This is a genomic window from Roseomonas haemaphysalidis (assembly GCF_017355405.1).
GTDB classification, from domain to species: domain Bacteria; phylum Pseudomonadota; class Alphaproteobacteria; order Acetobacterales; family Acetobacteraceae; genus Pseudoroseomonas; species Pseudoroseomonas haemaphysalidis.
In genome coordinates this window covers 1,210,741-1,223,958 of record NZ_CP061177.1, presented here as the reverse complement: position 1 = coordinate 1,223,958, position 13,218 = coordinate 1,210,741, and the positions used below count along the sequence as shown (strand labels likewise).

Genomic DNA, 13,218 nt, shown 5'->3' with positions numbered 1-13,218 from the left:
GAAAGGCCGGGGGAAGGAAGTTCCCCGGCCCTGCCCTTACTGCCCGAAGGCCAGGACCGCCTCGCCCGGCGTGAAGGACACCAGCCGCACCCGGGCGGCGCCCGCCTCGCCGCCACCCGGCTGGGCGCTCAGCCAAGCCGCGTAAAGGCCCTCCAGCACGGGGCCGATCCAGGCCCCGTCCGGGTCCCCGGCGGCGGCAACGCAGGGGGCGGCACTGTGCACAAAGCGCAGGGTGCGGTCCGCCGCGTCCAGTTGCAGCGCCACATGGCCCCAGCGCGCGGCGGCAAGCGCCTCGTTCATGCGCTGCTCCAGCCCGTCCAGCGTGTCCGCCGGCTGCAGCGGCCAGGCGGCGGCCAGCCGTTCGCCGGCGTCGCGCAGCAGGGCATCGCGCTCGGCGTCCGGCAGGCGGGCGGCCAGCGCGGGCAGCATCGCCCCCAGAAAGCCGCGCCACTGCGCGCTGACGTCGCGCCGTGCCAGGTAGGCCAGGGCTGGCTGAAGCGTCTGGGTCATGGGCGGTGTGTTCCTCGCGGCGTCATCAATGGCCGGTGCGCGTGCGCAGGCGGCGGGCGGCCTTGCGGCGCAAGAGCCAGTAGGTCGGCACCGCCACCAGCAGGGCGGCCACCAGCACCATCAGCAGCAGCGTGTCCGGCCGCTGGCCCAGGTAGTATTGCGGCCACAGCCAGGGCGGGATGAAGCCCACCGTGTAGTTGCGGTTGATCTTGTAGGCGGTGATGCGGCCGTTGGAGAGCACGGCGAGATCGCCCTGGATGCGCGGCAGCACCTCCACGTCCCGCAGCGAGGCGACCATGGCTTCCATTCCCTGCTGGTTGCTGCCGGTCAGCGCCACCACGCTGCGCTTGGCGCTCAGCGGGCTTTCAAAGCCGATCAGCATGCCCGTGCCGTCGCCGGCCTGCGACGGCGGCTGCGCCAGCGTGGCCTGCAACTGGTCGCGCTGCAGCCGCTGGTCATCGGACAGGAACAGGTTGCGGAAGCCTTCCAGCGCGTCGGGCAGCGCCAGGGTCACGCGGTTGCCCTCGATCTGCAGCGGGCTGCGGTCGCGCAGCATGTCCGCCAGCGCGGGCTGGCGGCCGATGGCGCCGATCAGCAGCAGGTCGCGCTCCGCCACCTCGGCCAGCCCGGTCGGGCGCGCGATGGCGATGCGGGTGGCGGCGTGGCCGACATTGGCGGACAGCCGGCCCAGCAGGGTCAGAAAGGCGGACAGCTCGGAGGTGTTGGGCCGCTCCGGCAGCACGGCGGCGGTGCCGCCGAAATCGGCCAGCCGGGTGTAGGGAAAGCCCGCGCCGGCGAAGTAGGACAGGTTGGGCAGCTCGGCGAAGCGCCAGCCGCGCGACAGGTCGATGGTGCTGTCCGGGTCGATGGAGGCCCGCACGTCGCCGGGGATGGACACGCAGTCGCCGCGGTTCATCGGCCGCATGTCGAAGCGCAGCTGCAGGTCGTTCAGGCCGAAGATCAGGTAGGGCGGCAGGCCCACCTCGCCCTGGCTGCGCTCGGCCACGCTGGCGGCGTTGACCTGGCGGGCCAGCCAGTTGAACGGCCAGCTCGGCTCCCCGTCGCGCAGCGGAAAGGAGCGCAGGTAGGTGTTGTTCAGCCCGGCATCGAGGCGCGACACCGCGACATCCGTGATCGGCCCCGGCGGCGCGCGAAAGAACACGTTCACCGGCAGGGCACGGTCGCGCCAGGTGTAGAGGTCGGGCGCGGTGCGGAACGGGATGGCGATGGTGCCGGGCGCGAAGCCGTAGGACTGCAGCTCGGACGGGTCCACCATCTCGCCGAACTTCACCGGGCGGTCGGAGCGGATCCAGCGCGGGGCGTCATAGGGCTCGCGCGGCGCGGCGGTCGGCGCCTGCACCAGCGCCAGCTCACCCGACAGCGCCTCGCGCCCCACGGCCAGGGCCTGGGCGGCGACGGCGGCATCGGCGCCGTTGCGCCCGCCCACCACCAGCAGCAGACCGTCGGCATCGGCCGGGTTGGGCACCACGGCCAGGGTCGGGCCTTCCATGCGCGGCAGCGTCAGGCCGGGAATGGCATCGGGGCCGGTGGCGATCACCACCGCGTTGCCGCGCGCCGGCAGCGCCAGGCTGACCGGGAAGTTGGCGCCGCGGTAGTCCGCCTGCACCGCGAACCAGGAGGAAGCGATGGCGGCGGCGCGCACCACGTCGTTGCCGGCGTTGTCCGGCAGCACCACCGGCAGGTTCAGCGGCTCGCGCAGCACGCGCGGGTCGAAGAACGGCTCCGGCAGGCGGGCCAGGTCGCGCGGCAGCGGCAGGCGTTCCAGCGTCAGCTGCACGGTGGACAGGTCGGAGATGGTGGACCACAGCAGGCCCGACAGCGGGTCGTTGCATTCCACCGCGTAGCGGCCGGTGAAGCGGAAGTTCAGCCGGTTGGCATCCGCGAAGAACACCGGGTTCATCGGGAATTCCACCGGCCCGAAGGCGGGGCGCGCCTTGTCCGGCGTCACGGTGGCGACGAACTGCTCGTTCAACGTGACGGCGATCTGGCTCAGTTCCGGGATCAGCGCCGGGCTGGTCGCGCCCTGGATGGTCAGCTTGGCGCCGGTCACCACCTCGTCGCCGCGGATGCCGAACAGCACGCCCTGCAGGTCCGAGGTGCCGCGCAGCTGCATGGGGCCACCGAGGCCGAGCTGGCGCAGGCTGCGCGTTTCCATGCGCGAGGAGCCGACCGGGCCGCTGGGCGCGCCAAAGGCCAGCCCGCCCGGGGCAGGCGCCGCTGCCGCCGCCGGCGGGACGGCGGCGGGGGGCGTGGCCTGCGCGGCGGCGGGCGGCGGCGCGGCGGCCGGCGGCGTGGCCAGCGGCGCGCCGGCGGGCGGGGCGCCCAGCGGGGCGCCGTTGGGCGCCTGCGGCGGCAGCACGGGCGTTGCCTGCGCCAGGGTCAGGCCCGGGACCGCGCTGCCGGGCGAGCCGACCGGCGGCAGGGCGGGCGGCGCCTGCGGACGCATCACCTGCGCTTCCGCCGCCGCCGGCATGCCAAGCGCCAGGACCAGCAGCGCCGCGGCGCGGCGGCCGAGGCGCGTGCGGCCACGGCGCGGCGCCGCCGGCGCGGCGGCCTCAGCGGCGGGCGGCGCCGCGGCCACCGGGGTCGCCACGCCGGCCGGCGGCGTGACCGTGGCGCGCAGCGCCGCCTGCTGCTGCTGGCGGCGGGCGCGCCGCTCCTTCAGCGACAGCTGGCTGCTGCCCCGGAACAAACCACCGATGCTCAATGCGACCTCCGCCAAAGCGCGCAGCGGGCGGTCCGCAGGCACGTCGTCCCAGTGCAGCCACGCGTCGGCCCGGCCGAGCACGACGCGCACGATATTGCCTTCATCCAGCAGCGTTTCGGGCGTGAAGCGCGCCTGCAGCCGATCGCCCTGCCAGCGCAGCGCTTCGGCCGGCACCGACACCGTTTCCGTGGCGATCTCGAATTCCAGGGTCAGCGTGGCGCCGGAAGCGAGCTGCTCCGGCGCCGGCACCGCCAGCGCGGCGCCGCCCAGCGACAGGTCGACGCTGCGCCCCTTCACGCGGGTGCCGTCCGGCAGCACCACGGCGGCCGGGATCACGGCGGCGATGCGCGCGCGCTCGCGCACCTGGCGCCGCTCGCGGCCGACGGCGAGGCCCGCCAGCACCGTGACCAGCGACAGCAGCACCCACACCGCGTTCAGCGCATTGGCCTGGAAGGCCAGGCTGGACGGCGCGTTCAGCACCATGCCCAGGATGCCGGACATCAGCCCCAGCACGAGCACGCCGCCCAGCACCAGGTTGGGCCCCACGGCGCGCACGTCGAAATAGCCGTCCTGCAGCGTGCCGCCCTTGTCGGTGACGTTGAACTTGCCCTTGGACGGGTCGAGCAGCGTGGTGAGCACCACGGGCAGCAGGTAGAGCGCCAGCACCGTCTCGTAGATCTCGGACCAGAAGCTGTGGCGCACCTTGCCCTGCAGCTTGCTGTTGGTGACGATGGAATGCACCACGTGCGGCCCGGCATAGGCCAGGATCGCCAGCGGCGAGGCGGCGATGATGTTCTGCCCGAACAACAGGAACGCCAGCGGCGAGGTCAGGAACACGAAGCGCGGCAGCGGGAACAGGAAGTGCCACTGGGCATTCAGGTAGCACAACCGCTGCGCGAAGTTCAGCCCGGGGCCGAACATCGGGTTCTCCACGCGCAGGATCTGGATCATGCCGCGCGCCCAGCGCATGCGCTGGCCGATGTGGGATAGCAGGCGGTCGGTGGCGAGGCCGGCGGCCATGGGCAGCCGCAGATAGGCGGTGCGCCAGCCCAGCCGCTGCATCTTCAGCGAGCAGTGGCAGTCTTCCGTCACCGTCTGGGTAGGCACGCCGCCCACTTCCAGCAGCGCGGTGCGGCGCAGCACGGCGCAGGAGCCGCAGAAGAAGGTGGCGTTCCACAGGTCGTTGCCCTGCTGCACCAGCCCGTAGAACAGCAGCCCCTCGTTGGGGATGCGCTGGCCGGAAGCGAGGTTCCGCTCGAAGGGGTCGGGCGAATAGAAGTGGTGCGGCGTTTGCAGCATGCCGATGCGCTTGTCGCGCAGCATCCAGCCCAGCGTGAGCTGCAGAAAGGCGCGCGTCGCCACGTGGTCGCAGTCGAAGATGGCGATGTACTCGCCGTTGGTCTTGGTCAGCGCGTGGTTGATGTTGCCGGCCTTGGCGCCCTTGTTGTCGGGACGGATCATGTAGCCGCAGCCGACTTCCTCGCAGAAGGCGCGGAAGTCGGCGCGCCGGCCGTCATCCAGCACGTAGATGTTCATCTTGTCGCGCGGCCAGTCCATGGCCATGGCGCCGAACACCGCCGGCTTCACCACCTCCAGCGGCTCGTTGTAGGAGGGGATGAAGATGTCGACGACCGGCCATTCCTCGACCGCGTCGGGCAATGCCACCGGCTTGCGCTGCAAGGGCCAGAGCTGCTGGAAATAGGACAGCAGCAGCGCCAGCACGGCATAGACCTCGGCCAGCAGCAGGCCGGTGCCCAGGAAGGTGGCGATGTAGCCGGTGTAGCCCAGCGTTTCCGTGACGCGCCAATACAGGTAGCGCATGGAGATGAAGGAGGAGAGCGCCACCAGAAAGAACAGCGCGCCCCGCCCCTGGAAGCGGTTGACCACCAGGAATACCAGAAAGCCGCCCAGCGCCAGCCAGGCCTGCTGCTCCGCTTCCAGCGGCGCCACCATGAAGACCAGGCCGAGCAGCCCGCCCATCGTCATCAGGAGAACGTTCATCAGCGGCACGCGCATCAGCATGCCGTTGATCCGACGACCGAGCCGCATCAGCGTGTTCCCCATTCCGGCACCGACCAGGCCGTGGCCATGCGGGGTGCCTTTCGCGCGTCAAGCAGTTCCGCCGCCCGCCAGGGGGCGGGCGCCGGGGCCGGCGGCGGCAGCAGCGCCTCGATGGCGCGCGCCACCTGCCGCAGGTCGGCCGCCGCGCGGCTGTCGGGCGCCATCTCGTGCACCAGCCGCTGCGCCGCCAGCGCCTCGCCCACCGCCTCGTCGCGGCTGACGGCGCCGAGCAGGCGCGGGCCGAGATGCCGCGCCACCGCCTCGGCGGCGTTGCGCGACAGGCGCGAATCCAGGTCCACGCCGTTCAGCACGAATTGCAGACGGCCGGCGAACAGCGCCGCCATGGTGCCGTTGCCCAGAAAGCGCCCGGCTTCGATCTCGCCCAGCATGGCGGCGCTGATCGCCTCGCTTTGCAGCACGGTCACCACCAGGGCGGCCATGGGCATCAGGATCGCCAGCGCCTGGGACGGGCCGGGCGGCATGTCGGCCACCACCACCACCCGCGGGTCGGCCAGCATCTCGCGCAGCGGCGTGGCCAGCAGCCCGGGGTCGCGTTCCAGCGCGGCGTTGTGTTCCAGCGCATCGCGCAGCTCCACCGCGCCGTGCGGCAGCAGCAGGGTGCCGGACGCCGCCTGGCGCAGCGCCGCGCGCCAGTCCGGCCGGCGCGGCAACTGCCCGTTGAAGCCGCCCAGGTCGCCCGGCGGCACGCCGAAATGCAGCCGCAAGGCGTTCTGGGGGTCGAGGTCCAGCGCCAGCGCGGTGCGGCCGGACTGGCGCAGCAGGTCGGCGACATTGGCCGACAGCGTGGTCTTGCCCACGCCACCCTTGGGCGAAGCAAAGCAGATCAGCGGCACCGGCTGCGGCTCCTCAACCGTGCTCGGCGGAGCGCAGGCCCCGCAACACGTCCTGCAACGAAGCGGGCCGCGCCGGTGCTGGCGGCGGCGGCGCGGCCACCGGCGCGCCCCCGACCAGCCGGAACATGGCGGCCAGCGAGGCGGGCGCAGGTGCGGCGGCGGCGGCGGCCGGCGCAGGCGGCAGCGGCGCCCAAACGGGGCGCGGCGCGGCTGGCGCTTCCGGCGCCGGCCCCTCGGCCCGCGAAACCTCGGCGGCGGGCTCGGCCGGCACCCAGGGCTGGATCGGCTGGCCGACCAGCGGCGGCGGCTCCGGCGCGGCGGGCCCAGGCTGCGGCGCGTCCCAGCAAGGCGGCGAAGCCAGCAGGGCCAGCAGCCCCTCGGCCGGCGGCGACGGCAGCGCGGAATCCAGGCGAAGCTGGTCCAGCAGGCTGCGCGGCGGCGCGGCGGGGTCCTGTGGCTGGGCATCGCGCCGGGCGTCGTCCCGCAGCGCCAGCAGCAGCGAGTCGGCCGTGGGACGGGCGGCGGGCGGGCTGGCCGGAGCCGGGGTGGGTGGAGGTGGGGCCGGCGGAGCTGCGGCGGGCAGCGCCGGGGGCGGCGCCTGATTCGGCTGCGCCTGGGCGGTGGCTGCCCCCTCGTCGGCAGGGGGCGGCGGCGGCGTGGCGGCGGCGGGGGGGACGTGGGGCCCTGGGTTCGGCGCGGCCGCCACGGGCTGCGGCACGTCGTCCGCTGGCATCGGGGCGGCAACAGAAGCCGGCGGCGCATCGTCGCCCCGCGGCCCGGCCGCGAGCGGCAGCGGGCGTGTCGGTCCATTGCCGAAGCTGCGATAGCGGATCACGGGCCCATTCAGGGCAGCGGCTACCCGATCAACGTCGCTGTCCTGACTCATACGCGGCTACCCTAGTGCGTCTCACGCGCAGAATGCAGTTTGTTTACCCCAAACGGAATAGGAATTTCGGGCAGAGCCTGTTTCTTTTCACGACTTTTTTAAGACTCGTCCGCCTCGGCGATCAGCGTCAGCATTTTCAGCATCGCGACGTAATATTGTTCCCCATCGTCCGGCGGTGCCGCCATCGGACGGCGCCGCTGCGCCCATTGCCGCAGCGCCAGAATGCCGCCATCCGCGGCAAAGGGCGCCACCGCGTCGGTGGCCAGATCGGCCCAGGCAGGCGGTCGCCTGCCGCCCCAGCCCGGGTCGTTCCAGAAGGCCAGAGCCGCCTGCACCGCCGGCTCCTCGCCCAGTCCAGCCCAGCCCAGGTACAGCGGCACCCGCACCGCATCGTAGGAAAAGCGCGGCGGCCAGCCGGGCGCCAGGCTGGCCACGCCATCCGCGCGGCGCAGCCGCAGCCAGTCCGGCGGCAGGCCCCAGCGGCCGAAGCGCGCGCCGCGCAGCAGCGCCACGCCATCCGCCGCCAGCCGCAGCCATGCCGGGTCTGGCGCCGCGCGGGCCAGCAGGCGGATGGCGGGAAACGCGTAGTAGGACGGGTTCAGCGTCACCGCCTCGGCATCCTCGAACCCCGCCAGCCCCGGCAGCAGCACGGTGCGCCCCGCCACGTCGCGCAGCAGCAGCCGCAGAACGTCCTCGGCCGTGGCCGTGCCCGCTTCCGTGAAAGCCGGCTGCGGCCATCGCCGCCCGGCGAGCAGAAGGCTGGCCGCGATAAACAGGTCGCCATCCGCGGCGTTGTTGCGGTCGGCCGCCGTGGCGGGCGCACCGGGCCGGTGGCGCCAGGCGAACAGCCGGTCCTGCGGGCGGCGCAGGTGGCGCTGTGTCCAGTCCCACAGGCGCTCGAACCCTTCCCGGTCGCCGCAGCGCGCGGCGGCCAGCATGGCCCAGCCCTGCCCTTCGGAATGCGAGATGCCGCCGTTGCCGTTGTCCACCACCCGCCCTTCGCCGGACACGAAGCGGGCTTGGAATCCGGCCCAGGCCGCCTGCAGCGCGGGCGGAGCCGCGCCGGCCGCGGCCATCGCGGGGGCCGGGCGCAGCGCCGGCAGCGCCAGCGCGGCCAGCAAGAGGCGTCGGCCGGGCATGGCGGGGCTGGAGCGGGACATGGCGGGCAGCATGGCCCGCGCGGGGTTGCGAAAGTCTTAGCGAACGGGCAGCGGGAATGGCCGGCGCCTTGCCCGCGCGGTCAGGCCGGCGCCGTGCCTCAGCGGCCGAGCCATTGCCGCATCAGCGCATTGACCGCCTGCGGCTGCTCCATGCTGGGCAGGTGGCCGGCGCCGGGAATGCGCGCCAGCGTCGCGCCCGGAATGGCGGCGGCCATTTCCTCCGCCAGCTCCGGTGGCGTCAGGATGTCCTGCTCGCCCACCGCCACCAGCGCGGGCACGGCGATCGTGGGCAGCAGGGGGCGCGAGTCGGGGCGGCCCAGGATGGCCTGCTGCTGGCGCAGAAAGGCGTCCCGCCCCACGCGCTCGGCCATGTCGCGCACCGCCTGGCCCAGCGGGCCTTCCACGTGGTCCGGGTGCAGCAGGCTGGGCAGCAGCCGGGGGGTGACGCCTTTGAACTGGCCGCTGCGGGTCAGTGCCATCAGGCCGCGCCGGCGGCGGGACTGCTCCTCCGTGTCGGCGCGGGCGCCGGTGTCCAGCAGGGCCAGGTGGGTGACGCGTTCCGGCGCCTGGCGCAGGATCTCCAGCGCCACGTAGCCGCCCATGGACAGCCCGGCGAGCGCGAAGCGCGGCGGCGCCGCGTCCAGCGCGCGCCGGGCCATGCCGGCCACATCGGCGTCCTGCGTCAGGTCGGCCACACTGCCGGCGGCGATGTCGGACAGGCCGTCCAGCTGGTCCCGCCACAGCCGCGCATCGCACAGCAGGCCGGGCAGCAGCAGCAAGGGGTGGGGGGACATGGCGCGGGTTCCGTTGGTGTTTCTGGCCGGCAAGGGGCGCAACCCAGTTAACCGGCCGGATGGGGGCCGTAAACCGCGCGAAAAACTTGCCAAGCGGCGGCTTTGGGCGCATGAGAGCGCCAATGTCGGAACCAGGGCCGCGCGATCGCGCGTGACCGGCCGGCCTATATGCCCCCATGAGGCCCGCCGCATGGCCGGCGAAGGGACCACTGTTGAGCGATCAGCCTGAAGCGCCCGCGTTCACCGCGGCCGAGAACGAGCATTCCGACGCCCTGCCCCAGCCGGACGCCCTGCCCGGCGACACCCCGGCGGACGGCCCGCCGGAAGCGCCCGTGACGGCGGAGGACGACGCGCCCGCCGCGCCGCTGAGCGAGGCTGAGCACCAGGCCGCCGAGGAAGCCGCGTCCTGGACGCAGCACGAGGACGAGACGCCGCGCGTGGTGTTCGAGGACCTTGGCCTGTCCGAGCTGCTGCTCAAGGGCGTCGAGGATGTCGGCTACCGCCACCCGACGCCGATCCAGGAGCAGGCCATCCCCATCGTGCTGATGGGCCGCGACGTTCTGGGCTGCGCGCAGACCGGCACCGGCAAGACCGCCTCCTTCGTGCTGCCGATGATGGACATCCTGGCCGGCTCGCGCGCCAAGGCGCGCATGCCGCGCTCGCTGATCCTGGAGCCGACGCGCGAGCTGGCGCTGCAGGTGGCCGAGAACTTCGTGAAGTACGGGCAGCACATGAAGCTGACCCACGCCCTGCTGATCGGCGGCGAAAGCATGAACGACCAGCGCGACGCGCTGGACAAGGGCGTGGACGTGCTGATCGCGACGCCGGGCCGGCTGCTGGACCTGTTCGACCGCGGCCGCGTGATGCTGGCCGACTGCAAGATCCTGGTGATCGACGAGGCGGACCGCATGCTGGACATGGGGTTCATCCCTGATGTCGAGCGCATCGTCTCCATGCTGCCGCCGCTGCGCCAGACGCTGTTCTTCTCGGCCACCATGGCGCCCGAGATCCGCAAGCTGGCCGACGCCTTCCTGCAGAACCCCAAGGAGATCACGGTGTCCGCCCCCGCCTCGGTGGCCACCACGATCACCGCCGGGCTGGTGCTGGTGGCCGAGGGCGACAAGCGCCGCGCCCTGCGCCGCTTGGTGCAGCGCGAGAAGGTGCAGAACGCCCTGATCTTCTGCAACCGCAAGCGCGACGTGGACGTGCTGTACAAGAGCCTGTCCAAGCACGGCTTCTCGGTCGGTGCGCTGCATGGCGACCTGCCGCAGTCGGTGCGCTTCGCGACGCTGGAGAAATTCAAGAACAACGAGCTGCAGCTCCTGGTGTGCTCGGATGTCGCGGCGCGCGGCATCGACATCGGCGGGCTGAGCCACGTGTTCAACTTCGACCTGCCCTTCCATGCGGAGGACTATGTCCACCGCATCGGCCGCACCGGCCGCGCCGGGCGCGAAGGCCACGCCTATTCCATCGCGACCGCTGATGACGCCAAGCTGCTGTCCGCGATCGAGGGGCTGACCGGCCGCGAGATCCCGCGCATCACCGTGGACGGCATCGACACGGTGACCGAGGAGGAGCTGGCCGAGGCCCGGGACTCCAAGACCCGTGGCCGCGGCCGTGGCGGCCGGGGCAAGGAAGCCGCCGGTGCCAAGGGCCGCGACGGCCGTGGCCGCCGCGACGACAAGCCGCGTGACGACAAGCCGCGCGAGGACCGCCCGCGCCGCGACGACGCGCCGCGCGACGAGATCCAGCGCCGCGGCCGCCGCCGCGACGAGGAAGCCCCGCGCGTGGCCGAGCCCGCCGCCGTGGACGCCCCCCCCGCCCCCCCGCGCGAGGAGGGCTACCGCAACCGCGAGGAGCACCGCCGCCACCGCGAGGAGGAGCGCGCCCGCGCCCCGCGCGAGGAGCGTGCCGCCCGCGACGAGCGCCCGCGCCGCGACGACCGCCCGCGCGACGACAGCCGGCGCGACGAGCACCGCCGCGGCGGACGCGACCGCGACGACCTGGGCCCGCCGGTGGTGGGCTTCGGCGACCAGGTGCCGGCCTTCATGCTGATCCCGATGCCGCGCCCGCGGCGCGACCGGGTGGCCGAGGCCGCCGCCGAGCCGGCCGCCGACCGCGAGGCCGACGCCGCCTGACGACCCCGCCCCGCGCCGGATCATTCCGGCGCGGGGTTGCCACCTGACGTGGATGACGCCAATTTCCGCAGGCTGGTGCATGGCACGCCACGGCATCTCTTGGGCCCGCCTGCCAATCCGGCCGCCGAGGAGACGAATGCCATGAATGCCCTGACCCCGCTGACCACCCGCGCCAGCTTCGACTGGCAGGACCCGCTGCTGCTGGACAGCCAGCTGAGCGAGGACGAGCGGATGATCCGCGACGCCGCGCAGGCCTATTGCCAGGACAAGCTGTTTCCGCGCGTGCTGGAAGCCAACCGCCATGAGCGCTTCGACCGCGAGATCATGAACGAGTTCGGCGAGATGGGCTTTCTGGGCGCGACGCTCGACAGCCATGGCTGCGCCGGCGTCAACTACGTGTCCTATGGCCTGATCGCGCGCGAGGTGGAGCGGGTCGATTCCGGCTACCGCTCGGCCTTTTCCGTGCAGTCCTCGCTGGCGATGTTTCCCATCTGGGCCTACGGCACGGACGCGCTGAAGGACCGGCTGCTGCCCGGCATGCAGAAGGGCGAGCTGGTGGGCTGCTTCGGCCTGACCGAGCCGGATGCGGGCTCCGACCCCTCCTCCATGCGCACCCGCGCCAAGTCGGTCGATGGCGGCGTGCTGGTCAGCGGCTCCAAGACCTGGATCACCAACTCCCCCATCGCCGACGTCTTCGTGGTCTGGGCCAAGGACGACGCGGGCGACGTGCGCGGCTACGTGCTTGAGAAGGGCATGAAGGGCCTGACCGCGCCCAAGATCGAGGGCAAGTTCTCGCTGCGCGCCTCCATCACCGGCATGATCATGATGGACGAGGTCTTCGTCCCCGATGAGAACAAGCTAGACGTGAAGGGCCTCAAGGGTCCCTTCTCCTGCCTCAACCGCGCCCGCTACGGCATCGCCTGGGGCGCGCTGGGGGCGGCGGAGTTCTGCTGGCTGGCGGCGCGCGAATACACCATGAACCGCCAGATGTTCGGCCGCCCGCTGGCGCAGACCCAGCTGGTGCAGAAGAAGCTGGCGGACATGCAGACCGAGATCACGCTGGGCCTGCATGCCGTGCTGCAGCTCGGCCGGCTGTTCGACGACAACCGCATGGCGCCGGAGATGATCTCCCTGCTGAAGCGCAACAACTGCGGCAAGGCGCTCGACATCGCCCGCGTGTCGCGGGACATGCACGGCGGCAACGGCATCGCCGACGAGTACCACGTGATCCGCCATGTGATGAACCTGGAAGCGGTCAACACCTACGAGGGCACGCACGACGTGCACGCCCTGATCCTGGGCCGCGCGCAGACCGGCCTGAACGCCTTCGGCTGATGGACTGGCCAGGGGGCGCCGCCCCCTGGCCCCCCGCTGGGGCGGCAGTGCCACCCCAGGCCCCGCCATGACCGGCCGTTGACGGTTCATCGCGCCGGGGGTCGGTGACCCCCGGCGACTGCGGGTTCAGCGTGGGCGGCTTTTCGGAATAATGATCCCCTGATGTCGGGGTCCGGGGTGGTTCAACCACCCCGGCCGGGAAGTCCGGAAGTGGCGGCGCCCCTTCTGGCCACCCTCAAAGCGCGGCAAGCACCGCCTCCGCCTTGGACACCTCGAACGCCCCCGGCTCCTCGATGCCGAGGTAGGCGACCACCCCATCCTTGGCCACCAGGGCGAAGCGCTTGCAGCGCACGCCCATGCCGCGCGCCGTCAGGTCCATGTCCAGCCCCAGCGCCTTGGTCAGGGTGGCGGAGCCATCGGCCAGCAGGGTCACCTCGTCCGTGATGCCCTGGTCGCGCGCCCAGGCCTGCAGCACGAAGGCGTCGTTCACCGACATGCAGGCGATGGCATCCACGCCCTTGGCCTTCAGCTCGGCCGCCTGCTGCACGAAGCCCGGCAGGTGGCGGGCGGAGCAGGTGGGGGTAAAGGCGCCGGGCACGCCGAACAGCACCACCGTGCGGCCCTTGAACAGGTCGGTGCTGGACACCTCGCGCGGGCCCTCGGCGGTGGCCTGGGTCAGCTTGGTGTCGGGGAAGCGGTCGCCGGTCTGGATGGTCATGGGCAGCATGGTCCTGTGAAGGGGGCTGGCATGG

9 protein-coding genes are annotated in these 13,218 nt (G+C 72.7%); 2 read left to right on the top strand and 7 right to left on the bottom strand.

Annotation, left to right across the window (positions count from 1 at the left end; genetic code table 11):
* Nucleotides 1-36: 36 nt before the first annotated feature.
* The 6 genes from bcsD to IAI59_RS05550 form a co-directional block, all read right to left on the bottom strand.
* Complete coding sequence (bcsD, locus tag IAI59_RS05575; protein WP_207419275.1) at nt 37-510, bottom strand: cellulose biosynthesis protein BcsD; 474 nt, start codon at nt 508-510, stop codon at nt 37-39.
* A 25-nt stretch (nt 511-535) separates the two neighbouring features.
* Entirely contained in the window at nt 536-5,287 is a 4,752-nt protein-coding gene (gene bcsA, locus IAI59_RS05570) for a UDP-forming cellulose synthase catalytic subunit (protein ID WP_207419274.1), read from the bottom strand.
* Nucleotides 5,287-6,153 (bottom strand): cellulose biosynthesis protein BcsQ, encoded by an 867-nt coding sequence (gene bcsQ, locus IAI59_RS05565; protein ID WP_207419273.1) that lies wholly within the window; start codon nt 6,151-6,153, stop codon nt 5,287-5,289. Before bcsQ ends, bcsA begins: the two co-directional genes overlap by 1 nt.
* Before the next feature lie 13 nt (nt 6,154-6,166).
* Nucleotides 6,167-6,886 carry a hypothetical protein gene (locus IAI59_RS05560; RefSeq protein ID WP_207443843.1) on the bottom strand — a complete coding sequence of 240 codons (720 nt, stop codon included), beginning with the start codon at nt 6,884-6,886 and terminating at the stop codon, nt 6,167-6,169.
* 251 nt (nt 6,887-7,137) lie between these two features.
* Nucleotides 7,138-8,199 carry a family 8 glycosyl hydrolase gene (locus IAI59_RS05555; protein ID WP_207419271.1) on the bottom strand — a complete coding sequence of 354 codons (1,062 nt, stop codon included), beginning with the start codon at nt 8,197-8,199 and terminating at the stop codon, nt 7,138-7,140.
* A 98-nt stretch (nt 8,200-8,297) separates the two neighbouring features.
* Nucleotides 8,298-8,993, bottom strand: a complete 696-nt coding sequence (locus tag IAI59_RS05550) for an alpha/beta fold hydrolase (protein ID WP_207419270.1) — start codon at nt 8,991-8,993, stop codon at nt 8,298-8,300.
* Between the two features lie 176 nt (nt 8,994-9,169).
* Between IAI59_RS05550 and IAI59_RS05545 the strand changes: the two genes are divergently transcribed.
* Both IAI59_RS05545 and IAI59_RS05540 read left to right on the top strand, forming a co-directional pair.
* Nucleotides 9,170-11,131, top strand: coding sequence for a DEAD/DEAH box helicase (locus tag IAI59_RS05545; RefSeq protein WP_408887627.1), 1,962 nt, complete (start codon nt 9,170-9,172; stop codon nt 11,129-11,131).
* Between the two features lie 141 nt (nt 11,132-11,272).
* Nucleotides 11,273-12,466 (top strand): acyl-CoA dehydrogenase, encoded by a 1,194-nt coding sequence (locus IAI59_RS05540; protein WP_207419269.1) that lies wholly within the window; start codon nt 11,273-11,275, stop codon nt 12,464-12,466.
* 235 nt (nt 12,467-12,701) lie between these two features.
* Here IAI59_RS05540 and IAI59_RS05535 read toward each other — a convergent pair whose 3' ends face one another.
* On the bottom strand, nt 12,702-13,184 hold the full coding sequence (locus IAI59_RS05535) for a peroxiredoxin (protein ID WP_207419268.1): 483 nt from the start codon (nt 13,182-13,184) through the stop codon (nt 12,702-12,704).
* Between the last annotated feature and the right edge of the window lie 34 nt (nt 13,185-13,218).

Excerpts from the sequence above, each read along its gene's own strand:
- bcsD (WP_207419275.1), bottom strand. The coding sequence starts at position 510 with ATGACCCAGACGCTTCAGCCAGCCCTGGCCTACCTGGCACGGCGCGAC.
- bcsA (WP_207419274.1), bottom strand. The coding sequence starts at position 5,287 with ATGCGGCTCGGTCGTCGGATCAACGGCATGCTGATGCGCGTGCCGCTG.
- IAI59_RS05560 (WP_207443843.1), bottom strand. The coding sequence starts at position 6,886 with ATGCCAGCGGACGACGTGCCGCAGCCCGTGGCGGCCGCGCCGAACCCA.
- IAI59_RS05555 (WP_207419271.1), bottom strand. The coding sequence starts at position 8,199 with ATGTCCCGCTCCAGCCCCGCCATGCCCGGCCGACGCCTCTTGCTGGCC.
- IAI59_RS05550 (WP_207419270.1), bottom strand. The coding sequence starts at position 8,993 with ATGTCCCCCCACCCCTTGCTGCTGCTGCCCGGCCTGCTGTGCGATGCG.
- IAI59_RS05545 (WP_408887627.1), top strand. The coding sequence starts at position 9,170 with ATGAGGCCCGCCGCATGGCCGGCGAAGGGACCACTGTTGAGCGATCAG.
- IAI59_RS05540 (WP_207419269.1), top strand. The coding sequence starts at position 11,273 with ATGAATGCCCTGACCCCGCTGACCACCCGCGCCAGCTTCGACTGGCAG.
- IAI59_RS05535 (WP_207419268.1), bottom strand. The coding sequence starts at position 13,184 with ATGACCATCCAGACCGGCGACCGCTTCCCCGACACCAAGCTGACCCAG.